Origin of the sequence: Cellvibrio sp. UBA7671 (genome assembly GCA_002483145.1) — a bacterium.
Taxonomy (GTDB): Bacteria; Pseudomonadota; Gammaproteobacteria; order Pseudomonadales; family Cellvibrionaceae; genus Cellvibrio; species Cellvibrio fibrivorans.
Window position 1 is genome coordinate 463,633 of sequence record DLHJ01000014.1, and the last position, 25,951, is coordinate 489,583.

General features: G+C 46.3%; 24 protein-coding genes and 2 tRNA genes. 5 read left to right on the forward strand and 21 right to left on the reverse strand.

Annotated features, from left to right (window positions below):
* Positions 1 to 125: 125 nt before the first annotated feature.
* Together ccmI and B4E62_RS13730 are read right to left on the reverse strand one after the other, a co-directional pair.
* On the reverse strand, positions 126 to 1,406 hold the full coding sequence (gene ccmI / locus B4E62_RS13725; protein WP_331352435.1) for a c-type cytochrome biogenesis protein CcmI: 1,281 nt from the start codon (positions 1,404 to 1,406) through the stop codon (positions 126 to 128).
* Entirely contained in the window at positions 1,406 to 1,933 is a 528-nt protein-coding gene (locus B4E62_RS13730; protein ID WP_331352436.1) for a cytochrome c-type biogenesis protein, read from the reverse strand. Before B4E62_RS13730 ends, ccmI begins: the two co-directional genes overlap by 1 nt.
* A gap of 234 nt (positions 1,934 to 2,167) precedes the next feature.
* Between B4E62_RS13730 and B4E62_RS13735 the strand changes: the two genes are divergently transcribed.
* Together B4E62_RS13735 and B4E62_RS13740 are read left to right on the forward strand one after the other, a co-directional pair.
* Positions 2,168 to 2,243, forward strand: a tRNA-Val gene (locus tag B4E62_RS13735).
* Positions 2,244 to 2,283: 40 nt separating this feature from the next.
* Positions 2,284 to 2,360: transfer RNA gene (locus B4E62_RS13740), tRNA-Asp, on the forward strand.
* A gap of 463 nt (positions 2,361 to 2,823) precedes the next feature.
* On the opposite strand, the gene B4E62_RS13745 is transcribed toward B4E62_RS13740, so the two are convergent.
* The 8 genes from B4E62_RS13745 to ccmA are packed head-to-tail and all read right to left on the reverse strand — an operon-like array spanning position 2,824 to position 12,074.
* Positions 2,824 to 6,582 (reverse strand): TonB family protein, encoded by a 3,759-nt coding sequence (locus B4E62_RS13745; protein WP_331352437.1) that lies wholly within the window; start codon positions 6,580 to 6,582, stop codon positions 2,824 to 2,826.
* Positions 6,583 to 6,626: 44 nt separating this feature from the next.
* On the reverse strand, positions 6,627 to 7,178 hold the full coding sequence (locus tag B4E62_RS13750) for a DsbE family thiol:disulfide interchange protein (RefSeq protein ID WP_331352438.1): 552 nt from the start codon (positions 7,176 to 7,178) through the stop codon (positions 6,627 to 6,629).
* On the reverse strand, positions 7,171 to 9,177 hold the full coding sequence (locus tag B4E62_RS13755) for a heme lyase CcmF/NrfE family subunit (RefSeq protein WP_331352439.1): 2,007 nt from the start codon (positions 9,175 to 9,177) through the stop codon (positions 7,171 to 7,173). Before B4E62_RS13755 ends, B4E62_RS13750 begins: the two co-directional genes overlap by 8 nt.
* Entirely contained in the window at positions 9,167 to 9,631 is a 465-nt protein-coding gene (gene ccmE / locus B4E62_RS13760) for a cytochrome c maturation protein CcmE (RefSeq protein WP_310070339.1), read from the reverse strand. The genes B4E62_RS13755 and ccmE overlap by 11 nt, the downstream gene beginning before the upstream one ends.
* A 37-nt stretch (positions 9,632 to 9,668) precedes the next feature.
* Complete coding sequence (ccmD, locus tag B4E62_RS13765) at positions 9,669 to 9,875, reverse strand: heme exporter protein CcmD (protein ID WP_310070337.1); 207 nt, start codon at positions 9,873 to 9,875, stop codon at positions 9,669 to 9,671.
* Positions 9,876 to 9,877: 2 nt separating this feature from the next.
* Positions 9,878 to 10,630: a heme ABC transporter permease gene (locus B4E62_RS13770; RefSeq protein ID WP_310070336.1), complete on the reverse strand. Its 753-nt coding sequence runs from the start codon at positions 10,628 to 10,630 to the stop codon at positions 9,878 to 9,880.
* A gap of 48 nt (positions 10,631 to 10,678) precedes the next feature.
* Positions 10,679 to 11,377: a heme exporter protein CcmB gene (ccmB, locus tag B4E62_RS13775; protein ID WP_310070334.1), complete on the reverse strand. Its 699-nt coding sequence runs from the start codon at positions 11,375 to 11,377 to the stop codon at positions 10,679 to 10,681.
* Entirely contained in the window at positions 11,370 to 12,074 is a 705-nt protein-coding gene (gene ccmA / locus B4E62_RS13780; RefSeq protein ID WP_331352440.1) for a cytochrome c biogenesis heme-transporting ATPase CcmA, read from the reverse strand. Before ccmA ends, ccmB begins: the two co-directional genes overlap by 8 nt.
* Positions 12,075 to 12,251: 177 nt before the next feature.
* On the opposite strand from ccmA, the gene B4E62_RS13785 reads away from it, so the two are divergent.
* From B4E62_RS13785 to B4E62_RS13795, 3 genes are all read left to right on the forward strand, one after another.
* Positions 12,252 to 14,102 carry a flagellar hook-length control protein FliK gene (locus B4E62_RS13785; protein ID WP_331352441.1) on the forward strand — a complete coding sequence of 617 codons (1,851 nt, stop codon included), beginning with the start codon at positions 12,252 to 12,254 and terminating at the stop codon, positions 14,100 to 14,102.
* An 11-nt stretch (positions 14,103 to 14,113) separates the two neighbouring features.
* Positions 14,114 to 14,407: an EscU/YscU/HrcU family type III secretion system export apparatus switch protein gene (locus B4E62_RS13790; RefSeq protein ID WP_310070326.1), complete on the forward strand. Its 294-nt coding sequence runs from the start codon at positions 14,114 to 14,116 to the stop codon at positions 14,405 to 14,407.
* A 171-nt stretch (positions 14,408 to 14,578) separates the two neighbouring features.
* Entirely contained in the window at positions 14,579 to 15,379 is an 801-nt protein-coding gene (locus B4E62_RS13795) for a sulfurtransferase (RefSeq protein WP_331352442.1), read from the forward strand.
* Between the two features lie 84 nt (positions 15,380 to 15,463).
* Here the strand turns inward: B4E62_RS13795 and B4E62_RS13800 are convergent, their stop codons facing one another.
* From B4E62_RS13800 to cysB, 11 genes are all read right to left on the reverse strand, one after another.
* A complete protein-coding gene (locus B4E62_RS13800) occupies positions 15,464 to 16,216 on the reverse strand; it encodes a hypothetical protein (protein ID WP_331352443.1) in 753 nt (250 codons plus the stop codon).
* Complete coding sequence (locus B4E62_RS21415) at positions 16,182 to 16,721, reverse strand: DUF2878 domain-containing protein (RefSeq protein WP_414633265.1); 540 nt, start codon at positions 16,719 to 16,721, stop codon at positions 16,182 to 16,184. Before B4E62_RS21415 ends, B4E62_RS13800 begins: the two co-directional genes overlap by 35 nt.
* Positions 16,718 to 17,983, reverse strand: coding sequence for a cyclopropane-fatty-acyl-phospholipid synthase family protein (locus B4E62_RS13810; protein ID WP_331352445.1), 1,266 nt, complete (start codon positions 17,981 to 17,983; stop codon positions 16,718 to 16,720). Before B4E62_RS13810 ends, B4E62_RS21415 begins: the two co-directional genes overlap by 4 nt.
* Positions 17,984 to 17,985: 2 nt before the next feature.
* Positions 17,986 to 18,828 (reverse strand): DUF1365 domain-containing protein, encoded by an 843-nt coding sequence (locus tag B4E62_RS13815; RefSeq protein WP_331352446.1) that lies wholly within the window; start codon positions 18,826 to 18,828, stop codon positions 17,986 to 17,988.
* 33 nt (positions 18,829 to 18,861) lie between these two features.
* Positions 18,862 to 20,145, reverse strand: coding sequence for an NAD(P)/FAD-dependent oxidoreductase (locus B4E62_RS13820; protein WP_331352447.1), 1,284 nt, complete (start codon positions 20,143 to 20,145; stop codon positions 18,862 to 18,864).
* Positions 20,146 to 20,155: 10 nt separating this feature from the next.
* A complete protein-coding gene (locus tag B4E62_RS13825; protein ID WP_331352448.1) occupies positions 20,156 to 20,950 on the reverse strand; it encodes an SDR family NAD(P)-dependent oxidoreductase in 795 nt (264 codons plus the stop codon).
* A gap of 12 nt (positions 20,951 to 20,962) precedes the next feature.
* A complete protein-coding gene (locus B4E62_RS13830) occupies positions 20,963 to 22,384 on the reverse strand; it encodes a deoxyribodipyrimidine photo-lyase (protein ID WP_331352449.1) in 1,422 nt (473 codons plus the stop codon).
* Positions 22,381 to 22,815, reverse strand: coding sequence for a nuclear transport factor 2 family protein (locus tag B4E62_RS13835; RefSeq protein WP_331352450.1), 435 nt, complete (start codon positions 22,813 to 22,815; stop codon positions 22,381 to 22,383). Before B4E62_RS13835 ends, B4E62_RS13830 begins: the two co-directional genes overlap by 4 nt.
* A 9-nt stretch (positions 22,816 to 22,824) precedes the next feature.
* Positions 22,825 to 23,739, reverse strand: a complete 915-nt coding sequence (locus tag B4E62_RS13840) for a MerR family transcriptional regulator (RefSeq protein ID WP_331352451.1) — start codon at positions 23,737 to 23,739, stop codon at positions 22,825 to 22,827.
* Positions 23,739 to 24,698, reverse strand: coding sequence for a DUF523 and DUF1722 domain-containing protein (locus B4E62_RS13845; protein WP_310070301.1), 960 nt, complete (start codon positions 24,696 to 24,698; stop codon positions 23,739 to 23,741). Before B4E62_RS13845 ends, B4E62_RS13840 begins: the two co-directional genes overlap by 1 nt.
* 215 nt (positions 24,699 to 24,913) lie before the next feature.
* A complete protein-coding gene (gene cysB, locus B4E62_RS13850) occupies positions 24,914 to 25,888 on the reverse strand; it encodes an HTH-type transcriptional regulator CysB (protein ID WP_310070299.1) in 975 nt (324 codons plus the stop codon).
* Positions 25,889 to 25,951 lie beyond the last annotated feature (63 nt).

The window sequence follows — 25,951 nt, forward strand, 5'->3', positions numbered from 1 at the left end:
TGTAAGGGCGGGATTCTACACATTTGTGTGCCGCTTTACACCCGCCCCCGCCAGCAAAAATCATAATGCCGGACGGTCTGTTTAATTTTCACCCAGAAACTTGGTAATTCGCTAAAGCACCAGGATTATTGCGTTACTTTTTGATCAATCTTGACATTGACATCAGGCGGTACCGCCTTCATATCCACAGGGCCAAAACTGCCTTGCCAATCGCCCACTTTTGCTGTTGCTGTACCGTCTTGCGAAATGCGGGCAACTACTTCCACATTGTCCACCGAGCCCAAACTCATCGCTGGTGTCATTGCCATAGCCTCGGTCAGCACTACCCGCTTGGGCAGCTCGGAAACTGATACGCGCGTAATCGCCAGTGGCATTTTGGCACCCTGCCAGGTGCGTGCGTACACAAACACGATTTGCTCAGGGCTCGCGGTCACACCCTCGGCCAAACTAACGTTGATAGTTAATTGCCGGCCGGCACGAGCAGCAGCAAGCGACGCTTCAGTGCCGCCCTCAGCAAAATACAGGGTCGCAGCGCGTTCAATACCGGCAACTAATGCCTGACTACCCGGGGAATCCTGCCCTGTCAACTTGACAGTGCGTTCCCAGTATTTGATGGCATTGACGTAATCCTTCTTCCCGAACGCATCTATGCCCGCCAAGCCTAACGCCATAGTGTTGTCGGGCTCAGCTTTAAGCGCTTTTTCAACCAAATCGGTAATCGGCGGACTCATCTTTCGGTCATCGCGCAAAAACATCGCCTGCGCTAATTCCGCCATCACCATCGCGGAACTGGCATCGCGCTGCAGTACTTGCTGATAGGCATTAACGGCCTGGCCAAAGTCATTCAAATCCATCTGCATACGCGCAAGGAAAAACCAGTATTGAAGTTGCTCAGGCTCATCGGCTAAGCGAGCCTGAATCAGCCGCACCATTTCACGCGCGCGCACCGGATCAGGATTGCGGCCAGCCTCATAGTCCTTGTTATCCAACTCTTGCTTGAGTTCCTGCGCCAAACGAATCTCTACATCAGCACTACTACCCAAATGCTGATAAAGCCCCCAGCTCACTGCAATGAGCAAAACGCCAATAATACTGAGGGTTTTGAGTCCAGCGCCCAAGGTGCGACTCTGCTGTGCTGCACGAATATCGGCCTCATCCTCCAGCAGCGCACGCTCTTGCTCCAACTTCAATTGCTCAAACTGCTCCTGGTCGATACGACCTGCAGTTAATTGCACCTCCAACTCCGCAATATGCTCGCGAAACAAGCGCACATTTTCAGCAAGACGATCAGCAACCACTTCATTCGACTGACCATTTTGCTGCTTGCCGTAACGCACCAATGGCCAAAAAATAAAACCCAACGCCAACACACTCAGTAGCGCAACCCCAACCCACAAGGACATCATTATTGTTTCTCCTGTTTGGATTTTTTATCCGCGTTTTTAGCAGTTTCTTTATTAGATGGGGGATTTAGCAAACTTGCCAGACGCTCGCGCTCAGTAGACGACAGACCTGCATCCACCGCCACATCAAGGCGACGGCGCTTGCGTACTATAAGTAGAAGCATGATTACGCCAAAAACCAGTAAAAAGACCGGAGCGCCCCAGAGCAACAGGGTGGCAGGCGATAAACGCGGGCGATACAAAATAAATTCGCCGTAGCGCTCCACCATAAAATCCACAATTTCTTTATCCGATTTGCCGTCTTTTATCATGAAAACCAGCTCACGCCGGAGGTCTTCAGCGATGGGCGAATTGGTACCGGCAAGATTCTGGTTTTGACATTTGGGGCAGCGCATTTCATCAATAAAGGTTTGGTAGCGCTGGCGATCAACATCGTTATCAAACTCATGTACTTCGATGGCGGCAAAGCTGGAAAAAGAGAGGAGTAACAATCCGAGACAGGTGCAAAGTCTTATTAGAGTTGCGCACATAAACAGGCTTCCGCGGCATTGGATGAAAATTTTTCGCGAGTATAACAACTCATAAGCGAGAGCGGGAAATTTTGCCACCAAGAGCAAAAACCGATCACAAGTGTTTGTTTCGCAACCGCTTTTTGAATTTTCAGGAGAAATTTAAAGAATCTGTAAAAAAAAGGTTGACCCAAAGTTTTACATGATTAGAATACGCGCCACCAACAAGGTGAGCGCTGAAAAGCGTGAAATCTTGGGCGGTTAGCTCAGTTGGTAGAGCAATGCCCTTACAAGGCATGGGTCACAAGTTCGAGTCTTGTACCGCCCACCACTCTTACTCACAAGGTAGCTGTGGTTTTTTGTGAAGCTGCGGACCGGTAGTTCAGTCGGTTAGAATGCCGGCCTGTCACGCCGGAGGTCGCGGGTTCGAGTCCCGTCCGGTCCGCCACTATTTAGTAATGAAAAAAGCCCCACATCTGGGGCTTTTTTTATGGCTGCAATTTCATAGCGACTAAACATCGCTACCACTACCAAACACTATGCCCATCAAACCTCACTCATTAGATCGATTTCCCCAGTCAACTTAATCAAATTCCTTTCTGTACTGTGCAGTTAAGTAATTTAGAAAAATCTCCAAAAAAGACCCCAAAAGGAATGTTCGCGGATATTTCGCTGGAGATCAAAGCTGATCATACCGCCTTGTTGTTTATCCCCTGATCCGCCTTTGCAGAATCTTCTTTGATATGTTTGTAGGCGTAGATACCTACATAAGTAATCATGATGCAAGCCAATGCAACTATCACTAGACCATAAAGAACGATTGAATCGATATACATAGAAACCTCCATAGACTGACACTATCAGTCTATAAAAGAGTGGGGGCGCTAAAATTGATTCAAATCAACATGGGGCTAATCATCAAGCTCGAATGTGAAACGATTCTTTACTCCACGAGTGACTTTGGGCACACCATTTTCAATGGAGGGGATATAAACAAATTTTTGTGCAGCACTAATTGCCTCCTCCTCAAAATATCCTTGCGGTTCCGCGCTCATTACTTTGATGTTGGTGGTAGTACCGGAATCCGTAACATCGTACTGAACCAATACAATTCCCTCTTGTTTCTCATCCAGAGCCTTGTAAGGATATTTCGGTGGAGTTTTAATTATCGGCATAGCTTCTGTTGCAATAGCATGTGCACTTAATGATTCCACCCAAATCTGATTTAACTTATATGCAGCAAGCCTTTCTTGCGCTTTCTCAGAAGCAACACCAAACAAATCTTTTAAAGCATCAGTTTGGGTTTTTATACTCAGATCAAACTCACCATTTGCGGCGTAAGCAGCTGCAAGTACTTCACGGTTAGCAGGAGTGTCGTGTTTCTTTAAGACTGCACGGATGATTTTTATCGCACGCTTTGGTTTAAGCAGTTCATTATCATCTACAACAGATAGAAGCCAAGCTAAACGCACTCCCGCAGCCAAATGCCCGGATTCATAAGCTTTGTTGTAAAAATATATCGCCCGCTCGTAATTTCGGGTAACGGAGTTGCCGCTCTCATATAGTATTGCAAGTGCATAACTCCGCGCTCCAGACTCATCACTTTCATAGAGCAAATTGACTAACCGTTCAACCATTGTATAGATATTGTTCTTTTTATATTTAATTCGATCTTCAGGTAAAGGAAAAGCTATTCTCAGCTCCTGCCTGACTTTTTCCATTGACCAGTTTTTTTTGAGCTGATTATAAAACTGCTTATGACCATCAGCCTCTTTTGAAACATATAGAATAAATGGCTCATCATTCTCTGGATAAATCTTTACTACTGCATCATTTGAGTCCTCTGCCTCTTGCGAAGATAGTTCAATATCTTTTACCTCTGCCAGTGGTAATGACTCATGTTGCAATTCGCCCTCTTCTTCCCAATAAGAAAAAACACTGGTATTGGTAAAGCCATTACCGTCTTTGCGTATATCAAGGAGTGCCGAGCTGTAAAAGCGCTGAATGGTTTCGTCTTCCTCAATTAAACCTTTACGCTGCATAAATTTGACGTGATATGACCACAAATGCTTTCCATCTATTACTTTTGTATTGGCAAAAAAACCGGATTCCACACCTATGTAAAGCAACATAAAGGGCAAAAAAAACAAAATGACTAGCAAGTGTCTCCAACGAAAGCGCGAGTTATATACATAAATATTGGCATCTTTTTGCGGAATTCTATTGATTTGGATAACCAGGGGGAGCACCAGCAAGATACACACCAAAATAGCGGCCACATCGTAAATAGCAGGGGCTTTATTCGCTGCAATATTGGCAACAAAAAATAGCAATGCCAGTGCAGCCGCCAAACCCAATGAAGCCGGTAAATAGAGTCGGTTTTTTACCTGCTCATTCGAGATCAAAGCTTGATAGAACGGGTAATACCAAAATGGAGAAAAAAATGCACGCGCAAAAGGTAAAATTGAACTGTTATCGTTGCGCTTCACATAAATCCAATTGCGCCAGAACCAATAAGATAGGTAAATCCCAAAGGTGAAGACAGATAATACAATAAATTTCACCACGCTTACCGGAAAAAAGACGGCCGCTAGATTGTACTCTTGCCTTTTTTTATCCCGATACCAACCAATAAACGCCAGCACCAGCAATAATAAAAAAACAACACATAATGACCAATACAGATAATCTTCGTAGTGAAAACTATTTGCCTGTGCAACTGCTGGCTGGTAAACATTGTAACCAATGTCATCCATAACTTTTTTTCTTGCACTGGCATACTCATTGATTTTCTCTGCCGGAACATGATCCTTCTTGGTTTCATATTTATAGATCAAATTCAGAACATTTTTTTCTGAATCAAAATTGATATTGCTAGAGTAATGAAAAAACTCATTATCCTCGACAACAGTCTCTTGCTCAAAACCCCAGTCGCCTCTTACTTTTACCTGGATTTTTTGAGTAATCGAATCTGGGTAACGAAGCGCAAAAGGTGAATTGCGATGTAACTCATCGGGTTTAAGAACATTAGTTTCAATAATACTTGCATACACGCCGGCATACTTTTGATTCTGGTTTGATTCGCTAGTCTGCCAAATATTGGCAATGGAATAGGCCTCTCGCACTTGAAAATGACTTTCACCTGGGTAATCTTTAAATTCAACCGGTGCAGATGAGTTTATAGTTGGATAGTAGCCTTTGTAAAAATTAAGATATTGATCACCAGTTGAACGGAGATTGGTTTCAGCTGCTTTATTTCGCTGGGTTTCAGCCTGGAGTCCTCTGTAATTTGTGGTGATGCGATATGATGCAGGTTTATCAAACGCGCCCGAAAGATCCAACTCCTCTTCAATGATCTGTGCTGATATTCGTTTGTGAGTCATTTTCGTCAACGAAGTCGAACCCGGAGCAACTACCAAGGCATAGCCATAATCTGGCTGATAAATATCGGCAAGACTGGATTGTTGATGCTGCCTGGTAGGATCTAGCCAGTAATTTTTACCATTCAACTCCACTTTGGTTATGACATGATTAAATGCTGTCGCCGCGGGCAAGCGATGGATTATCTCTTGCTTATCATCTGTATCAACTAAAGCAGGATAGGCCGCAATTCCCATCTGCCTAAGCAAGGAAATAAACAACACCGTTTTATCTTTACAATCGCCGTAGCGCCGCTGCCACGTCTCCCCAGCTTTTGATGGCTTGTGAGAATTTACACCGGTTTCAATACCTAAATAACGAACTTGTGACTGGACTGCATCCAATGCAGCCTCAATTTGATCTTCCTTAGTGCTGTGTTTGCGCTGGATATCTGCTACCAACTGATCAATTGCACCATCACTTTCAATTGCGGACTCGTAGAGTGCCTGGGCCCAGACCACAACATCTGCCCAGTGCGCCACATCTGAAATTTCCACTCTTCCATAAGGGTTATACCAATCAGGGGTCTGATTGTTGGTCTGCAAAGGCTCAGTGTTTGCAGTCTGATAGATAAATTCTTTTGCGCCACCCAATTGCTTGATAACCGGCTTCAGTGCCGAGTTATTAGTTTTAACATAAAGTTCATTTTCGCGCTCCCATAACAGCCTGAAATATAACTGGCGCAAGGAAACTGTCCACTGTGTGTAAAACCGATAATAGAACGCCCCTGCGTGTATAGGATTATCACCAGTGATGGAATAACTATATTCAACTACATCACCAACGCGCAGGTCGCTGATAATAATGTTGGCGGTCAAACTGCCATCGTAAAGGGAGTTTTCCAACTCTTGTTCACGTTGCAGAACCGAGTATTTTATCTTGGGCAAAGCATCAAAAGGTTTGCCATCGCGATGGATTAATAGAGTATGAAATGTGAAGGTTTGATAACTTGGATCGTAATTAATGTTAACCTGCGAGGATTCCTGCAAACCGGACTGGTTAACAATTTTCTCCGCGTAATGTGAATAGAAAACATTCTTTCCCTGCTGTGGAACACGCAACTGCTCATCCACCAAGAGGTAATAAACACCGCTATTAATTTTATCCTGAGGTATTACGTCGACATGAGGCAGAGCTTGGGGATTGATCCATGACGCAGGAGGAGCCACTTGAAGCTGATCTTTTTGCTCAATTGCAAAACCTTCGCAACTCAACAAAACCACAAACAGAAATGCAAATTTTATACGCATTATCAATACATCCATTTATCTTAACTGGCAGATCGCAACTGAACTTATTGTGTCTGCAATTCTTTTATTATCGGATCCAACACTTTAGTCCATACATTCTGATTCACATCACCAATATGCTTGTAACGAATCACACCCTGCTTATCTATCACATAGGTTTCCGGTGCGCCAAACACACCGAGATTCAACCCTAAACGACCCTCTTCATCTACCACGCTAAACACATAGGGATTATGCAATTCCGCCAGCCAGCGCTGCGCATCTTCGGCGTTATCTTTGTAATTAATACCGTAGATAAGAATACCCTGCGCTTTTAGCGTATTAAGGAATTCATGTTCTTGCCGACAAGTAGTACACCAGGTTGCCCAAACATTTAACAAGCTGACTTTGCCTTTTAGCATATCCTGATTTGCACTGACCAACCCTTGCGGATTTTCCGGCGCTGGCAGCACCGGCAAATCAAATGCAGGAACGGGTTTATTTAGCAAAGCAGATGGCATCTCGTTAGGATCTAACGAGAGGCCACGCCAAAATAAAACACCAAGCAACACAAAAATGGCTAAGGGAATAAATAAAAATAATCGCTGTTTATTCATTGACTAATTTTCCCACTGGAACTTCTACTGCGGGTGATTCCTGCTTAATCGCTTTGCGATAACGTTTATCAGCAACGGCAAGCACAGCACCGAAGCCCATCATTAATGCACCCAACCAAATCCAACGCACAAAGGGCTTGAGATGTACGCGCATTGCCCATGCAGTTTCGGTTAAAGGTTCACCCATAGCGACGTAAAGATCGCGAAACAAACTTACATCCAATGCCACCTCTGTCATAGTGCTGCCACTGGCGAGATAGCGGCGTTTTTGCGGTTTCATTTCACGCAAAAATTTGCCGTCTTTCATTACAGTGATCAGCGCTTCTTCTGCGGTGTAATTGGGGCCGTCAATATGGGTAAGTTTGTTGAGGATAAAATCATATTCAACAACAGTGACTTTTTGCCCTACTTCCATACGAATATCGCGCTGCTCAGTGTAGATACTCGTCAACCCAACACCTACAGTGGTCGCCGCGATACCAGCATGTGCAACTACCATGGCAAAGTAACTTAAACTCAGTTTTTTAAGGCCAGCAAAAAACGAATCACTGTTGCGCAAGCGATAAAACAAGTCCGCAAGCAATGCGGTAACTATCCAACTTGCGATAAAGACAGTCAACGCGGCGAGGATTTCATATTTGTCGCGATAGATGAGCGGGAATACCAAACCAATCACCAGGCTAATTGCCCAGGGCTTCCACAAGAGGTTTACCAATTGCAAACCTGTTGTACGCTTCCAATTGGAGAGCGGACCAAATGCCATTAACAAGCAGAGCAACCCCATCAGAGGCAAAAAGAACAAATTAAAGTAAGGTGGGCCTACGGAAATTTTACCAAGGCTAAGCGCATCAGCAACCAGTGGATAAAGCGTACCCAGCAACACCATAATCATAATAATGGTGAGCAAAATATTGTTGGCCAGCAAAAACGTCTCACGCGATAACAAATTAAAACCGGCGGAGCCTTTTACGACAGGAGCGCGCAATGCAAAAAGTGTTAGCGAACCACCCACCACCACCAGGAAGAAACCGAGAATAAATACGCCGCGCTCTGGATCATTAGCAAAAGCGTGAACAGAGGTAAGCACACCGGAGCGAACTAAAAATGTTCCCAGCAAACTTAACGAAAACGTAAAGATGGCGAGCAGAATTGTCCAGCTTTTAAATAAGCTGCGCTTTTCTGTCACTGCAAGCGAGTGAATTAATGCAGTGCCAATCAACCAAGGCAAGAAAGACGCGTTTTCTACCGGATCCCAAAACCACCACCCACCCCAACCCAATTCGTAATACGCCCACCAGCTTCCCAGTGCGATACCAACGGATAAAAAGCCCCAGGCCATGGTTGCCCAAGGACGTGACCAACGTGCCCAGGCACTGTCTAAACGACCGGTTAATAACGCGGCAATTGCAAATGCAAACACCACACTAAATCCAACATAGCCCATATACAACACAGGGGGATGAATGATCAGACCAATGTCTTGTAAGAGTGGATTTAAATCGCTGCCATCTTGCGGCGGAATAGGAAGAATGCGATCAAAGGGATTAGAGGTAAATAAAATAAACGATAGGAATCCAACTGCAACAAAACCCATCACTGCTAACACGCGCGCCTGCATATCCAGCGGCAGTGAGCGGCTAAATATGGCAACCGCAAACGTCCAACCGGCGAGCATTAAAATCCAAAGTAGTAATGAGCCTTCATGTCCGCCCCAGACCGCACTGATTTTGTAATAGTAAGGCAGCAGCGAATTGGAATTAGAGGCAACATATTTGACGGAAAAGTCATCGTGTAAAAATGAATAAACCAGACAACAAAACGCAAAGGAGACAAAGATAAAAAAACCAGTCGCTAGTGAACGGCCGGATTGCATCAACACATTGCTACCGTAATGCGCACCCACTAACGGCAATACAAATAGTGCTGCACTTAAGCACAAGGACAATATCAGGGCGAATTGCCCCATCTCCGGTGCTAGCTGAACGAAATCAAGCGCCATACTTCAAGCCCTCGCAGGTTTTTTGATGTTCGCCTTTATCTTTCATTGCTTCAGCAACTTCAGGAGGCGTGTAATTTTCATCGTGTTTGGCGAGGACTTCACTGGCATTTATCTCGCCCGACTCAGTCACTATGCCGTTGATCACCGCGGCCTCTCCTTCAGCGAATAAATCCGGCAATATTCCATTGAAGTTAACTTTTACATCTGAAATACCGTCGGTAATTAAGAAGCGAATTTCCAGTGAATCGCTGGCGCGCTGTACGCTGCCCGGTTTCACACAGCCCCCCGCGCGGATACGGGTATTGTGCGGCACATCGCCCGCTGCAATTTTACTGGGTGGATAAAATAAATTGATATTTTCACGCAAGGCGTAGGCCATTAGGCCTACAGCGACGCTGGAGAAAACCACAATAAAAATAACGATCATCAAACGTTGTTTGCGAAGCGGGTGCATAGGTGTCGCGCTCTATTCAGCTAATACGGAAAGTTATTTATTCAGTCAATTCACTGGCGGAATTATTCGCTTGTGCCAACTTTTGTTGTTTTATCTGTTGCTTTACAAATGCCTTTTTTTGCAATAGCGGGCTGACCAATAAAAAAATCAGCACAGCGAAGGTGATTGCATAAGACGCCCACACGTACGGGCCGTGGCCGTTCATGGCGATAAAATCAGCAATTGATTCAAACTGGAATTTCATTATCACGCCCTCTTATTTGTCGTGCTAATTAAATCATTGACCCACTGGGTGCGATTTTCACGGCGCAGGATTTCAACACGCGTATTGAGTAACAACACCAGGGCATAAAATACGTAAAAACCAATCACCATAGTTAACAGCGGATACAGCATCGACGGATCAATACTGGATTTGCTAGTGAATTTAATCGTTGCAGGTTGATGGAGCGTGTTCCACCAATCGACTGACTTGTAAATGATCGGGATATTCACCATGCCGACCAACGCCAAGACGGCACTGGCTTTATCGGCGGTATCGCGGTGTTGAAAGGCCTGCTGCAGGGCGATCATGCCGAGATAGAGGAAAAACAAAATCAACATAGAAGTAATACGTGCATCCCATTCCCACCAGGTTCCCCAAGTAGGTTTACCCCAGATGGAGCCGGTAACCAGGGATACAAACGTCAGCAAGGCCCCAATCGGAGCAGCAGATTTCATCACCATAAACGGCAACTTCATTTTCCAGATAAGGCCAACTGCACCGGAAATCGCCATGATGTAATAACCCGCCAAGGCTAAAAATGCGGCGGGAACATGAATATAAATAATGCGGTAACTATTGCCCTGCTTAAAATCGGCCGGTGCAAATGCCAGCCCCCAAACGGCAGCAGTCACAATAAGTGCGATGCTGAGTGTGGCTAACCACGGCAGCCAGGGAGTTGTTTTTTCGTAAAACCAACGGGGAGAACCTAACCGGTGAAACCATTGCCATGCCATAGTTGTGAGACCTTGTCGCTGAAGCTGTTAGCTGATCGTTATTATTAGTTAACCATTTGTACTGATACGCAAAGCGCCCAGTGCTGCGATTGGAGCAAGCACTATCGCCAATGCGAGAAATGCACCCAACACTGCGAGTTGCATGCCAATTGCACCGCCCTGCACAGCAGTCTGTACTGCGCTCGCACCAAAAATCAATACGGGAATATACAGGGGCATCACAATCAGGGACAACAACAAACCACCCTTGCGCAGTGAAACTGTTAAGGCTGCACCCACCGCGCCGATCAAGCTCATGGATGCGGTACCCAATGCCAAGGATGCCAACAGTGGCAGATAACCTTCGATTGGCAAACTCAACATTAAACCCAACACTGGTGCCAATAGGGTTACAGGCAACCCTGATACCAACCAATGCACCAACACTTTTGCCATCACCGTAAAGTACAGTGACTGTGGGCTAATCAACATCTGCTCCAGGGAGCCATCGTCGTAATCGCTGCGAAATAACCCATCGAGCGACAAGAGCGTGGCCAGGAGCGCCATCACCCAGACAATTCCCGGTGCGAGCAGCGCCAATACCGTTTTTTCCGGGCTGACCCCCAACGGAATCAGGGTTACTGCAATCAGGAAAAATACCAGCGGATTGGTCAGCTCCGCTTTATGTCGCGCAGCAATCAATAAGTCGCGACGAAAGCTGGCGATAAATCCACCCAATAGACTCGCCGCTGGGGAATTATCACGCATGATATGCATCCCCGTCGCTCAGACTACCAAGTCCAATTTTAGTTTTATCGCGTGCGGATTGATAATCCTGCAGATTCACCATACGCAGCTGAGGCAGACTTAAATCCTGATGGGAGGTAAGGATCACCACCCCACCCTTGGCTGACTGTTGGGCGATAAGCGCCTCCAACTGGCTGACGCCCAATTTGTCGATAGCGGTAAAAGGCTCATCGAGAATCCAGATACGCGCACAACTTAAATGCAACCTGGCCAAGGCAACCCGGCGCAGCTGCCCTGCCGATAGCTGGTAGCAGGGCGTATCCTCATAACCATAAAGACCGACCGCTGCCAAAGCATCACCTATAGAAATAGCAGCGCCACTTTGGGCTTTATACCACTCCAGGTTTTCAGCAGGTGTTAAAGCCTTTTTTATACCCGGTAAATGACCCAGATAAAGACTATCGCCAGCAAACTCCCAAGCTGCTTCCGGCAGGGCCTGTCCAGCGTAGCGAATCTGGCCATGAAAATCCGTGCTAATGCCCGCAAGGGCACGCAATAAAGTAGTTTTCCCCGCGCCGTTGGGGCCGCCGATTTGCACCACATCACCGGGAAATAGTTGCACATCCAACCCAGAAAATAGCAATCGCTCATCCCGCTCACAGCCAAGATTACGCAGTTCAAGCAGCGGAATTGCCGCCTCAGTTACCGATTCGGTCATGCTTATTATTTGCCTTGGCGTGTATGGTAGCTACAGGAAACGTCTTATGAGCCGCTATACTCTGCAAATCGACCCAGCAAAACGGCTTTTCGAGGCCGTCGATTATAGCGATCTGCGCATCGGCATAGCACCCCAATTTACGTTTTTGATCACATTAATATCTATTCGAGATAAGCCATGGAGCTGAGTTCCATCACCGACAAGCTGGTACAAAACGTCCAGCGCGCGCAGATCGAACAAATAATGTCGATTACCAAAGTGCTCGGCTTAAAAGTAGGCAGCCAATTCCTGGCAGATGTCCAAAAAGTAACCCAGGCAACACCGGAAGAGCGCGCTCAACTGGTTAAATCCATTGAAGCCAATCTAGCGCAACTCAATAAAAATTCCGCCGCACCTGCAATCAAGGCATTGATCAGGGAATTAGAGACACATAAAAATATTGCGCAAACTCCAGGCGTTAAACTTGTCACTCTCACGGTGAATACCCTAGCAACTGTGATCCCAAGTGTTCCAGCTACAACAACTCCGCCGGCACCTGTAGCGGCAACACTGCTCACTTACACCAACCAACCTCTGCAAATCGGCCAAACGTTATTGATGCAATTAAGTGAAGGGCAAAGACTGCAATTGTTGCAACCTTTGACTAAAGCAGAAATTGCTACTTTCAATGCACTTTTGCAAATCGGAAACTTGCCAACTACAACAACGCCCAACACCACACAAGCCAACACAAATCCAGTAAATACAAATAACCTTAACCATTCACAATTAGCTACTAGCACCCTATTGAATGATGGTGTCATCACCAAAGAAAATGTCTCTGCAGTGCTTGAGCAAAACAAACTTGCAGCAACCAAAACAACTGAAGTAATTGGAGAAACCCTGCGCCGCTTGTTGCCACAAAAAGATAAAGGGCAAGATTTACTAGCGAGCCTGCCAAAAATCACCCAATTCATTCAACAGCTACCACTTGCAGAGCGAAAAGAGTGGCTCTCCAGCCAAGTGCAGCAATCACTTAAAACCCTGGCTAACCATATTCGTTTATCAGATCAGCTCACTAATCCCAAATTAGTGGAGATGACGTTAAAAAATAACGGCCAGAGTTTCGAACACAAATTAGCGCAATTCGTTACTGGCAAACAAAGTAGTGAGGCAGTATCAACATTCTCTACTGGCGCCCTATTAGCGCAAAAAAATTCGCCACCCACATCGACCACTCCAGTTAATCCGGCATCCACTGTGAACTCTGCCTTATTAACAACCCATATGTCACCCGGCGCCAACAATAAAACCACAATATCCGCGCAAAACCCGGTTGAAAAAATAGCAACCCAGGATTTAAAAGGCGCGCTGCTAGGATTATTACATCAGTTGGATACCGAACTGGAAACCACAAAACCTACATTACCCGGATCCCCCCTGGCGACAGAAATAAACAAAAATGTATTGGCAATCGCCCTGCCGCAATTTTTAGGGATGCTCACCCACAAACAACAAGGTGAGCTAAGCCAAAAACAATTGCGCACGCAATTGGTCATGCTGATGCATCAATACACCTTGGGCAGCATCGCAAAAATCCAACTGCAACAAGTTCACACACTGAATCACCAATTAGGCCAGGCTGATCAAGCACAGCCAACACAATCATGGCAATTTGAAATTCCAGTGCGCCAAGGGCAAGACGTGCACCCATTGCACATCCAAATTGAACAGCAGTGGGTTGAAGAGCAAAATGAAAATGCGGAAAAAAACAGTGCGCGGGTACGCCAGTGGAATGTCATGCTCAGTTTTGATTTGCCCTTAATCGGCCAGTTCTATGCACAGCTCACATTACTCGGTGATAACCTTTCAGCAAAATTTTGGGCAGAAAATGAAAACACATTACAAGAAGCAAAAAATAAAATTGACGGGTTAAAAACACAATTAGAGCGCGAAGGTATTCAGGTTGCACAAATGCAATGTGTACCTGGCCTGCCGCCCAAACCCAAAATGTCATTTAGCTATTCGCTGGTGGATGTAAAAACCTGAGGTAATGCATTATGGCTTCACAATATTCAACAGCAGAACTGCAAAAAGCCGTCGCACTTTATTACGATGGAAAAAATGCACCCCATGTCAGTGCCAAAGGTACCGGCGAAGTGGCGGAACAGATTATCGCCATCGCACAGGAACATGGCGTTCCCTTGTGCGACAACTCCGCACTTGTTGATTTGTTGGTAACACTGGAATTAGGCGATGAAATCCCCGAAGCACTGTATATCGCCGTTGCCTACATTATTGCATTTGCCTACCAACTTGAAGGCAAAATCCCCGATGCCTGGCAAAACCACTAATCCATTCATGATTAACCCCTCCGCGAGTAATCGTCCTTTCTTAGGCACACACCACACAATTTTTACAAAAAACACACAAAGCGTTCGATTTCCACCCTTCCCAAGCCACCGCTATGATGCGATTATGACGTCACTTTTTTGACATCCCCATACCCATTGCGCCGCACACTAATGAATCACTTTATCACTAGCGAACAACTCAAAACACAACTGGGCAAGGTTGTGATCTTCGATTGCCGTTTTAACTTGATGAATAAAACCCTCGGCAGAGAACAATATCGCGCAGGGCATATTCCGGGCGCCTATTTTCTGGACTTGGAAAAAGATCTCTCCAGTGAAACCGGTACCCACGGCGGCCGCCACCCCTTACCCGATACAGAAGCGCTCAGTAAAAAATTGCGCTCTGCCGGCGTCAACCAACATTCCCTGATTGTGGTTTACGATGATTCACGTATGGGCTATGCCGCTCGAGCGTGGTGGCTGTTACGCTATTTCGGGCATTCGGAGGTGTTGATTCTCGATGGTGGTTTCACAGGTTGGATTAGCGCCGGTGGAGCAATAGATAGACGCGAACCCACTATCAAAAATGGTAATTTTAAAGCGAGCCTGCAAGCAGACTGGATTGTAAACCGCGACGATATTTTACAAGCAGACCCAAGCTTCACGCTGATCGACTCGCGCGAAACCAAACGCTACCTCGGTGAGGAAGAGCCTATAGATCCGGTGGCAGGGCACATTCCCGGTGCGCTAAATTATTTTTGGCAGGATGCTACGACTGAGCAGGGTTTTATCCAATCGGATGAAGTGCAACGCGAGCGTTGGGCGAGTTTACCCTCGCGCGAAAATCTGGTGGTGTACTGCGGTTCGGGGGTGACAGCTTGTGTGAATCTGCTATCACTGGAGTTAAGTGGAGTAAAAGCAAAACTCTATCCGGGAAGCTGGAGCGACTGGTGCTCCTACTTACCCAAATAGCGTTGCCCATTACCAAAACAACACGCTATAAAAAAGGCGAGCAACGTTGAGATTGCTCGCCTTTTTTTATTCAGTCAATTCGAACTAATTCGTATATTCATACTCAATTCGCACATCCTGTGGGCCACCATTATCATCATCGATATTGGAGCGCCCATGAAAGCGCATAAGATATTTTCCATTTGGATCGTAGGCAAGATTAATAGGATCCGCAAAAAGCGAGATAACTTTTTGCGCTGGGGTTATGCGGAAATAGATCCACTCACTGCCGAAGTTGGTGTCATACACTGGTGACTCGGGCCCTTTTATTTTGCGCACTTCTAGCTGCAGACTGCTTAAGCGATTGGGCATTGCAAAATCAAATTTCAACCGCTTGCCGGCAACCAACTTATCCCAATTGAGTTGAATGTACGCATCAAACCCGGCATCAATTACCATGCGGGCATTATCGTATATGACTTTTTCATTTTGCGCGCTGTTCATGCCATGGGTAAGCACCAAGCGCGCACCTTGAAATTGCGCCGAAACATATTCGTTGTCCCGCGTGTCTTCATAGTTAAAACTGGGTTGATAGGGTTCGCCCTGATACACCAGTGTTTTTGAGGCAAAAGTGTTGCCCTCTGGCGTTACATAATCCACTCGCACCGATTGATTTTCATCAATGCCGGTATAGAGCTCGCGATAAATCAGCTGGTTATTTTCAAGATTGTAGGCACTGCCTGCAACGACATAATTGTCTTGCGCCAACGCGGTTGTAGCAGAAAATCCCACCAAAGCTGAGAGCAGGCTGCAAGCCAAAACATTACGAAGATAATCTGGTCGTTTTACGCTGGACATAAGATAAGACCCTCAAGCTAAGAAAACGATGCAGTGGCAGTACTACCAGCCACAGGATCGCTATTATAGGTAAAACGCGAACCAAGGGGCTAGACCATTCCGCCGAAGACAAACTAACGCCCGCAAGATAGCTCAAGGGCGCAGCAATAGCTCCCAATAAAGCAGACCACAGGGGACGCGAATAGATCCATACCAGAGAGTGATTAAGGGTGATGCCCAACAATGCCCACAAGCAGACTAACCATAGCGGAGGCAGATAAGCAGATTCAGCAAACTGGATTTGGCCGCTGTGCAAAAGCAGCGAATCATGAAGCAAACCAAGTGCTATTGCTATGAGTACAGCAACCGCATCATCGCGTCGTTGCTGCACAATCATGAAATGAAAAGCGATGGCCGCGAGCGTAAATACCCCAGCCCAAAAACTACCGCACAAAATACAAACGAACCAGCCGACCTGAAACAATACGGCATTGGTGATGGTAAAAACCAATGCCCTGTTTATCATTGGAAATAGCCGCTGCGGTACTGTGGTTTTGCTAACAGTACTTGTGCGGTGCCTATACTGCGCTCGATAAAGCCGCCCTCGCAGTAACAGAGATAAAATTCCCACATACGGATAAAACGATCATCGAAGCCTTGCTCCCGCACTGCTTCCAATTTAGCGTTAAACGCTTCGCGCCAATGTTTCAGCGTCTGCGCATAATGCGCTCCTATATCTTCAATATGCAGAATATTCATATCCGTTTTACTTTTTGCAAAATCACTGATCACTGCGATGGAGGGCAGCGAACCACCTGGGAAAATATAGCGTTGGATAAAATCCACTGTCTTGCGCGCCATGTCATAACGCTGATCAGCAATCGTAATTGCCTGCAACAACATGAGCCCATTAGGTGCCAACAAGCGCGAGCAGGTAGAAAAATATTGATCGTAGTGCTCGTGCCCTACTGCTTCAATCATTTCGATAGAAACCAGTTTACTAAACTGGCCGCGTAGATCACGGTAATCATCAAATAACACGGTAATGCGGTCACTTAAACCAGCCTCGGCTACTCTAGCCAAAGCATATTCACGCTGTTCACGAGAAATAGTTGTAGTAGTAACACGACACCCATAGTGTTGCGCTGCATAAATTGCCATGCCACCCCAACCTGTGCCTATCTCAAGCAAGTGATCGTTCGGCGTCAGTTGTAATTTTTCACAAATACGTTTCAACTTATAAACCGATGCTTCCGCCAAAGATGCGTCAGGTGTTGGATAGATCGCTGCTGAATACATCATGGTGTTGTCGAGAAATAAGCGAAAAAAGTTATTGCCCAAATCGTAGTGAGCAGAAATATTTTTTCGCGATCCCTCTTTGGTATTGCGATTAAACCAATGAAACATCTTTAACAGATACTGCCCAATAAAAGATTGCTTTGAGTCCATTGCATCAAGTGCATCGATATTGCGCACAAATAAGCGGGTGACTTGAGTGAGATTCGGCGTTGACCAAAAACCACTCATATAGGCCTCACCTGCGCCAACAGAACCGCCAAATATTACATCTGAATAAAGCTGCGCGTCGTGTACATAAATATCGGCCACCAAATCTGTGTGATCTGCTTGTTGGCCAAACTGGAACAGCTCGCCTTGCTCATGGATGCGCAGGCAACCCTGCTCCAAATCGCGCAGCAATTTAAATAACATCGAACGAGCGATGCTTTGGTTGCGCGTTAAAGATGACACTCGATGTTTTGGCAACAGCCTGATACTAGTGGTTTTCACAATTATTCCCCTGTCGTTTTAAGTTCAGTGCTGCTAGCAGCAGGCAAAGGGTTTATGGATTGATGTGTGTAAACAGGCACACCTTTAACAAACAGGCGCACAGCTTGCCAATAAATGGCAACAGGAACTTTTATCGCAGCCCAAGGTTGCAGCCACAATATTTTATGTAAAAGCGATTTGGACCAAGGCTGGCGTTTGAGCGTCAGGGTTGCATCCATATGACAGCTGGCGTGCTGGGTAGAATGACTTTGCGAATCCAGAGCGCGCACATGGTTTTCCATGTGCACCAACACATTTTCTGCAGGTACGGAACTAACCCAGTGATATTCCATATCCAATGGATTAAAAGGCGATACATGGAATTTTTTATCGAATTGCGAATTGGCTTTACCGGTTTTTTCATCGCAATGAATGAGATAAGTGTGCCGTTCATTCCATGGAGTGTTGTTGACCTGTGCAAGAATCATTGTCGGCTTATTAGCACCTGCGTTAAACAGGTAATAAAAAGTGACTGGATTAAAACAAAAACCAAAAATACGTAAGTTTGTCAGCATACGTACGGCGCCATCAGGGCAACGCAGTAAATTTTTTTTATCCGCCGTCAACAATGTATTCACTTCACTGCGCACGGCATCTTTCAGAGGCACGGCGGGATCGCCCAAAAAATCCGCACGCCGGAAGCTACCAAAATTGGTACCGTTGTATGACCAGCCTCTTACGCCGTCAAACAGTTCGGGCAATTCATCGAGATCGATATAAAACAAAGTCGATGAATAACTAAATTCATGATGCTTTGGAAAGAAGCGCCGGTGGCGCAAGTTACCCTGATAAATTGCACTATGCATAGCGGAACTCTGATCGGGACTGTAACCGATTCATTACCACATCTCCCCTAACATCTCTGCAACGCGGATCGCTGATACTACGCCATCCTCGTGGAAACCATTACGCCAGTAGGCACCGCAAAAATGTGTGCGGTTGACACCACTAATCTCCGCCCAGCGCGCTTGCGCGGCAACCGACTCGCGCGTAAACATCGGATGGCTATATTGATATTCACCGTAGATTTTTTCAGGATCTATCGCATTGCCCGCATTGACTGTCACGCAAAATGTAGTTGCCGAGTTCAATTTTTGCAGGATATTCATGTTGTACGTCAAAGCGACACTTTCACTAACTGAATCGGCTTCGCCATTCTGTAGCAGCATGTAATTCCAGCTCGCCCAACTGCGGCGCAACTTGGGTAGCAAGCGAAGATCACTGTGCAATACTACCTGATTGGATTGGTAGGGAATTGCAGCGAGAATCTCATGTTCAGCCGATGACGGATCGGCAAGTAATTTCAATGCCTGATCGCTATGGCAGGCAAAAACAACCTCGTCAAATAATTGCTCACCGAACAAAGCTGTAGTGACTGCTACCGAGTCAGCATTGCGCTTTACCTTGAGTACCGGACAGTTTGTATAAATGGTGCCTTTATATTTTGCTGTTAACGGTTGTAAATATTGGTTGGAACCACCTTTGATGGTGTACCACTGTGGCTGTTGGGTAACAGTCAATAGGCCATGGTTGTGGAAAAACCGCACAAAAAATGTCAGTGGCATAGCTGCCGCTGTACCAATGGGCGATGACCAGATCGCCGACACCATGGGTAAGATATAAAAATGAATGAATTTTTCGCTGTAGCCTTGTAGCTGCAAATATTCGCCCAGCGTTTGGTCTTCAGGAATGCAGTTATTCTTATAGAGCAGGGTGCAGGCCGTATTGAATTGCACAATTTCTTTCAACATGCGCCAGTGGGAAAGATTGAAGATATTTTTGCGCTGGGCAAACACAGCATTCAATGAAGTACCACTGTATTCAAACCCGGTACGCTGGCAGGCAACACTAAAACCCATTTCAGTGGGCTGATAAGAAACATTCAATTGCGCAAGCAATTTTAGAAAATTGGGATAAGTGCGATCGTTGAATACGATAAATCCTGTATCAACAGCGAGCTTGCCTTCAGGTGCAATAACCATTTTGGTAGCCGTATGCCCACCAATTTCATTCCCGGCTTCAAATACACTCACATCGTGGCGGCGTGCCAACAAGTAACCGCTCAGTAATCCACTGATTCCCGAACCTATGATAGCGATTTTTTTTCTGGCAACGACAGTCATGCGTAGACTCTTAATGTGAAGTGCGTGAGATTTTTTGCAATAGCCACACTTGCGCGCGTAGCGGCAAACAGGCGATAGAATTCATCAACCACACCAACGGCCAAGGGAATTGCACCAGCCAATGGCGCTTGTTGATGCCCTTCAGAATACTGTCTGCGGCTTCGGCTGTTGTCTGTGCAAAAGGCATGGGAAAGTCATTGCGGTCAGTGAGTGGGGTTTTAACAAAGCCTGGACGAACGATGGTGATATCGATGGGTTCGTTAGCCAAATCTACGCGCAATGAATTAAATAGATATTCCATGGCAACCTTGGATGCGCCGTAAGCTTGCGAGCGCGGCATAGGCAAAATACTAGCCATACTGGATACACCCACCAGTTGCGCTGGCGCTGTCTGCACACTGTTGTCTTGCAACTTTTTTTTACGCAGCAAAGGTAAACAAAACAGCAGACTGTTGATAGTGCCCTGCCAATTAATTGCCATTACCTTGTCAAACGGCTCGTGCGACAAATTATTTACATCAACATATTCGCAAGTACCCGCGTTTAAGATAGCGAGATCCAAATATTGTGTTTGTTCATCGATCCATTCACCTGCGCGTTGACTATCACCAGCATCAGAAAGATCAACCTTTACTGGCAAACACTGCTGCGGAAATTGTTTGGCCAACTGCTCCAATCGGTCTTCAGAACGCGCCAGTGCAAACACTCTTGCACCCTGCTCCAGATAACGCAGTGCCAACTCATAACCAATCCCGCTAGAGGCGCCGGTTATTAAAACAGTGTAAGGCGCAAGACTGGTATTCATGGACTAACTCGGTTAGTGCGCTACGGGCGTCAATTGGGCGAAAAGTGCTATGGTTTCTTTACGGCTCAAATTTAAATCAACAATTGGGCGCGGGTAATTATCGACTGATGGCGGATTGTGAATCTGTTTATTCGACAAATGCGCCAACTCTGGAATCCAATTACGTATAAAATCACCATTCGGATCAAAACGTTCAGATTGGCTAATAGGATTAAAAATGCGGAAATAGGGAGCTGCGTCAGTACCCGTTGATGCGCTCCACTGCCAGCCCCCATTGTTGGCTGTAAACTCACCATCAATTAACTGTGACATAAAATAATCTTCGCCCCAACGCCAATCGATTTGGCAGTTTTTAGTCAAAAACATAGCAACCACCATACGCAAACGGTTATGCATCCACCCGGTGGCATTCAATTGGCGCATAGCCGCATCGACAATAGGAATACCGGTTTTACCCTCACACCAGGCAGCGAAAAGCGTTTTGTCATAGCGCCAGGGAAAAGCTTCCGTATGGGCCTGCATAGCTTTACGCTTACAGACCTGCGGATAATCCACCGCTACATGCTGATAAAATTCCCGCCAGATTAATTCGCTAATCCAGCAGTTTGCGCCCGCATTGCCACCCTCCCACTCGCCATGCGTGTAGGCGAGTACAGCGGCAATTGCCTGGCGGGGGGATAGCGAACCTACCGCAAAATACGGGGATAAACTGGAAGTGCCATCAATGGATGGAAAATCGCGCTGATCCAGATAGCGGGTAATCGATTTTTCAATAAACAAATCCAACCGGCGATAAGCCTCAGCTTCTCCCGCAGGCCAAAGCTCCGACAAATCGCGCAATTCATGTGCAGAAAATAACTGATTAATATCATCGATAGATACCGTAGTTACACCAGAGACTGCCGCTTGTTTGGCAGGCGAAGCCAGCGGTTTTATCGCAACCGGCATCATGGTCTGCAGCCATTTCTTTTTAAACGCAGTGAAGACTTTATAAGGATCACCTTGACCATTGCGAATCATACCGGGCGGGACTATGCAACGATCGTGACACCGCTTCACCAGAATTCCGTTGTCACGCAGTAATTGGTTAACCGCAAGATCGCGATTCAATTCGTTCACGGGATACTCCGCGTTGAAATAGCAATGCCCCGCCTGCACTCGCTGTGCTATGCGCAATAATTCCGGCGCAATTTCAGCTGGTTTTTGTACGCGAACAACCAACAGTGGAATATTCAAGCTGGTGAGGTCTTTCGCCATTATATGCAAATGGCGACGCACGAAGTCCAGTTGCGCAGGTGCAATGGTATGGAGGCGCACGTATGCATCACAATGTACGTAAACAGCTACCACACCTTGCCCTGATTCTGCCGCTTTAAACAAAGCGGGATTATCATGCACACGCAAATCATGACGCAGCCAAACTAACGCGGTCATTTTGCACCCACTTTTTTCTTTATCTGCCGGATCGCAAAACCCACCAGTGGAATATGCTCATAGAGCATGGAGCCTGCATCAAAATAATCGCGATGGTAATAAACTTTTTCGTTGAATAGCAGGTGGGTATTACCAGTCAATTCCAAAAGTTTTCCTCCAGCTAGTTTGTTGTGGCGGTAGTGCATGGTCCAGAAAAGAATAGCCTCGCCACGGGCAGTCATTTCCATAGAATGATGGAACTCAAAACGGCACTCAACCAAATCATCCATCATGCCAGCATAATAGTCGGTGAGATTTTTGAGGCCATTGACCGCATGGAGCGGATCGCGAAATTGAATGTCGTCGCTGTAAATATCAACGAGAGAGCCGAGAATTTTTTTATCAAAACGCAAGTACAAATTGCGTACTTTTTGCGGAACCGTAAGCGTCATACAAATGACTCATCCCTTTAATAATTGGTTTATTGTGGTCAGTACTCGTTGCTGGCTGTCGCAAGCATAATAGCCAGTGCTGAATTCAGGCACTAATGCACGAACAACCCGCGCTACATTTCCCGTCAACACAACAGCCGTAGCAGAACGCTCCTGCAACAGACTCAAGTGTAGCTGTAGCTCGCTGGTATTTACGGTTTCACTACCAATAATCACCACTATTTTTGTAGCTAGCGCTTCTGCAGCCAGTAACGACTCCTTTGCACTCAAATACCCCAAAAATTCAGCCTGATATTGGTTCACCAGAAGCCCATAATTCAACACCGCTGGCAATAAGGGATCCTCGTCCGGAGCAGCTGACACCATCAGGATTTTCTCCCCTTGGGCTGCATGCCGTTGGCGGCTTTGGGCGGCTTGAATATACTCCAGTAGCACGGCCGTAAAAAACGCTCGGCGCACGGGTCTACCCGGCTCTTCCCCTTGCAGTTCCGCTATTAATGGCAATAACAAATAATCGGCAATCATTGGCACCGGATAAAGCGAAAACGTTTCTTCAATCAGGCGCTCCAGCTGGTTGCGGTTAAATGCAGTGATTGTCATTTGAATTTGCTGCGCCAATTGCAACCAGATTGAATCTATTTCAGGGACAAGATCGCCGCGCTGTTCATCGGCAAGTAATGCCTTCACTTTGCCAATCGCCAACCCGCGCCCTAACCACACCTGAATTTCTTTAACGCGATCAATATCGGAACGGCTATATAACCTGTGCCCTTTGGAGGTTCGCTGTGGGATTAATAAACCATAGCGTCGCTCCCATGCACGCAGTGTTACGGTATTCACACCCGTCACGCGTGAAATTTCACGAATGGGTACGGCGTCTTCTACCAACACACCATCCCCTTCAGTTTCAACAATAATACTCACTAGCTATTCTCTACAATGTGATTACGCAACCCGAGCCGTTCCGGATGAGGCGACCAAAAAGTTTGGGATTTTAAATAAGGGTTATCGAGTTTTAACAAATGGTGCTTTAGTAAGGTAAGCGGCACAACCAAAGGCACCATGCCCGCTTTGTATGAATCAATCAGCTGCGACAGCTCTTGTTTATCCTGAGTGTTTAAATGCTCTTTCAAATAACCACGCAAATGCATAATTGCATTGGTATTCCCTTTACGCGAGGCATGGTGCGCAAGCGCCTCCATAAATAAACGGAAAAACTCATCGCTGCTTGTCTGTATATCCCGCCCCGACAAATTGGACAGATAGCGACCTATGGTGAAATAGCTGGGCACATGATGCGCCATCACCTGATATTTGTAGCGAGAGTAGAAATCAATCAGTTTTTTTGCGGTGGGGGCAGCGGCAACATTCGTTTTAAAATCATGATAAGCAAAGACCCGCGCCAGAAAGTTATCGCGCAAACCGGCATCATTCAAACGCCCTGCTTCCTCCACGGGTAACAGCGGCATCAATTCCATAAAGCGTTGAGCATAGGCACCGCGACCCTTGCCATCAGCGGTGTAGCCATTATCGCGATAGCGCTTCATGCCAAATACGCCGCAACTGGGCGAATTTTGCATGAAAACATAACCACAGATATCGGGCATTTGCTGTGCTGCAAACTCTGCCTGCTCGACCAGCGCATCGGTCACATCCAAATCAGGGTTTTGAACGCCGCGCACGCGGGTCTCATCACCGATGATCACCAACCGGATTGGCTTACGCGGTATACCTAAACCAATAGCAACTTCCGGACACACCGGGCGAAACTCGATGTATTCACTGAGGACGTCAGTGAGGTAACGGTTGCGTTTATGGCCACCATCAAACCGGACCTGTTCACCAAGCAAACATTGACTAACACCGAGAGGAATTTTGCTCATATTAACCCTATACAAATTATCAATTCTGTATAAGTTTTACATCCAAAACTTGTACAAAGCAATAAAATTGTATAATAAAAGGCAAAATAAATAACACGAAGGAAAACTGCAATCGGGATATGAAAATAACAAACAGCATTAACCAGGGCGGCTAACAAATTGATAATTAATAAAAAAGCCGAACAAGTGTTCGGCTTTTGGAACAATCATTTCGATCAATGGGTAGGTATTTCTATGTCCTCAAACAACTCGTCCAGCTCCGCTCGCGAATGACGGTTGAAGGCCTCATTAATGATGTCTTTCGTCAAATGCGGCGCAAACTTTTCGATAAAGTCATACATGAATCCACGCAGGAAGGTACCACGACGGAAACCAATCTTGGTTACACTCGATTCAAACAAGTGGCTCGCATCCAAAGCAACCAGATCGCTATCGGTCGTTTCGTTGTAGGCCATACTGGCGATAATTCCCACGCCCAAACCGAGACGGACATAGGTTTTAATCACGTCAGCATCCGCAGCAGTGAACACCACTTTAGGTGCAAGGCCACGATTGATGAAGGCCTCATCCAATTTTGAGCGTCCGGTAAAACCAAACACGTAGGTTACTATCGGATATTTGGCGACCTCTTCAAGGGTCAGGTTGGATACCTGTGCAAGAGGATGATTCTTGGGAACCACAACACTACGGTTCCAGCGATAGCAAGGCATCATGATCAGATCACTGAACAGCTCCATCGCTTCAGTGGCAATTGCAAAATCCACAGTGCCGTCAGCAGCCATTTCGGAAATCTGCATCGGCGTACCCTGATGCATATGCAAGGCAACTTCTGGATATTGCTTGATGAACGAACCAATCACGGGCGGCAATGCATAGCGGGCTTGGGTATGGGTCGTCGCCAAGGTCAAAGTTCCTTTCCGTTCATTACTGAACTCTTGGGCAACCTGTTTGATACTTTCTACTTTACGCAGAATTTCGCCCGCGGTCTTGAGAATTGCTTCACCGGCCGGGGTTATGCGGGTTAAATGCTTCCCGCTGCGCGAGAAGATTTCAACTCCCAACTCGTCTTCCAGCAAACGGATTTGTTTGCTGATACCCGGTTGCGAGGTGTACAAACTCTGTGCAGTAGCTGACACATTCAAATCGTGATGCGCCACTTCCCAGATATAGCGTAGTTGTTGCAGCTTCATAAGCCCTCCGATTGGCTCACTCACTGGAGGAATTTGCCAAAGGCATTCACCAGAAAAACCCAA

What these genes read in the sequence shown, in the direction of transcription:
- B4E62_RS13770 (WP_310070336.1), bottom strand. Translation starts at nt 10,630, where the DNA reads ATGGCATGGCAATGGTTTCACCGGTTAGGTTCTCCCCGTTGGTTTTAC.
- B4E62_RS13785 (WP_331352441.1), top strand. Translation starts at nt 12,252, where the DNA reads ATGGAGCTGAGTTCCATCACCGACAAGCTGGTACAAAACGTCCAGCGC.
- ccmA (WP_331352440.1), bottom strand. Translation starts at nt 12,074, where the DNA reads ATGACCGAATCGGTAACTGAGGCGGCAATTCCGCTGCTTGAACTGCGT.
- B4E62_RS13815 (WP_331352446.1), bottom strand. Translation starts at nt 18,828, where the DNA reads ATGCATAGTGCAATTTATCAGGGTAACTTGCGCCACCGGCGCTTCTTT.
- B4E62_RS13800 (WP_331352443.1), bottom strand. Translation starts at nt 16,216, where the DNA reads ATGTCCAGCGTAAAACGACCAGATTATCTTCGTAATGTTTTGGCTTGC.
- B4E62_RS13835 (WP_331352450.1), bottom strand. Translation starts at nt 22,815, where the DNA reads ATGACGCTTACGGTTCCGCAAAAAGTACGCAATTTGTACTTGCGTTTT.
- B4E62_RS13790 (WP_310070326.1), top strand. Translation starts at nt 14,114, where the DNA reads ATGGCTTCACAATATTCAACAGCAGAACTGCAAAAAGCCGTCGCACTT.
- ccmE (WP_310070339.1), bottom strand. Translation starts at nt 9,631, where the DNA reads ATGCACCCGCTTCGCAAACAACGTTTGATGATCGTTATTTTTATTGTG.
- cysB (WP_310070299.1), bottom strand. Translation starts at nt 25,888, where the DNA reads ATGAAGCTGCAACAACTACGCTATATCTGGGAAGTGGCGCATCACGAT.
- ccmD (WP_310070337.1), bottom strand. Translation starts at nt 9,875, where the DNA reads ATGAAATTCCAGTTTGAATCAATTGCTGATTTTATCGCCATGAACGGC.
- B4E62_RS13745 (WP_331352437.1), bottom strand. Translation starts at nt 6,582, where the DNA reads ATGCGTATAAAATTTGCATTTCTGTTTGTGGTTTTGTTGAGTTGCGAA.
- B4E62_RS13830 (WP_331352449.1), bottom strand. Translation starts at nt 22,384, where the DNA reads ATGACCGCGTTAGTTTGGCTGCGTCATGATTTGCGTGTGCATGATAAT.
- B4E62_RS21415 (WP_414633265.1), bottom strand. Translation starts at nt 16,721, where the DNA reads ATGATAAACAGGGCATTGGTTTTTACCATCACCAATGCCGTATTGTTT.
- ccmB (WP_310070334.1), bottom strand. Translation starts at nt 11,377, where the DNA reads ATGCGTGATAATTCCCCAGCGGCGAGTCTATTGGGTGGATTTATCGCC.
- B4E62_RS13825 (WP_331352448.1), bottom strand. Translation starts at nt 20,950, where the DNA reads ATGAATACCAGTCTTGCGCCTTACACTGTTTTAATAACCGGCGCCTCT.
- B4E62_RS13795 (WP_331352442.1), top strand. Translation starts at nt 14,579, where the DNA reads ATGAATCACTTTATCACTAGCGAACAACTCAAAACACAACTGGGCAAG.
- B4E62_RS13755 (WP_331352439.1), bottom strand. Translation starts at nt 9,177, where the DNA reads ATGGCGCTTGATTTCGTTCAGCTAGCACCGGAGATGGGGCAATTCGCC.
- B4E62_RS13750 (WP_331352438.1), bottom strand. Translation starts at nt 7,178, where the DNA reads ATGAATAAACAGCGATTATTTTTATTTATTCCCTTAGCCATTTTTGTG.
- ccmI (WP_331352435.1), bottom strand. Translation starts at nt 1,406, where the DNA reads ATGATGTCCTTGTGGGTTGGGGTTGCGCTACTGAGTGTGTTGGCGTTG.
- B4E62_RS13845 (WP_310070301.1), bottom strand. Translation starts at nt 24,698, where the DNA reads ATGAGCAAAATTCCTCTCGGTGTTAGTCAATGTTTGCTTGGTGAACAG.
- B4E62_RS13820 (WP_331352447.1), bottom strand. Translation starts at nt 20,145, where the DNA reads ATGACTGTCGTTGCCAGAAAAAAAATCGCTATCATAGGTTCGGGAATC.
- B4E62_RS13730 (WP_331352436.1), bottom strand. Translation starts at nt 1,933, where the DNA reads ATGTGCGCAACTCTAATAAGACTTTGCACCTGTCTCGGATTGTTACTC.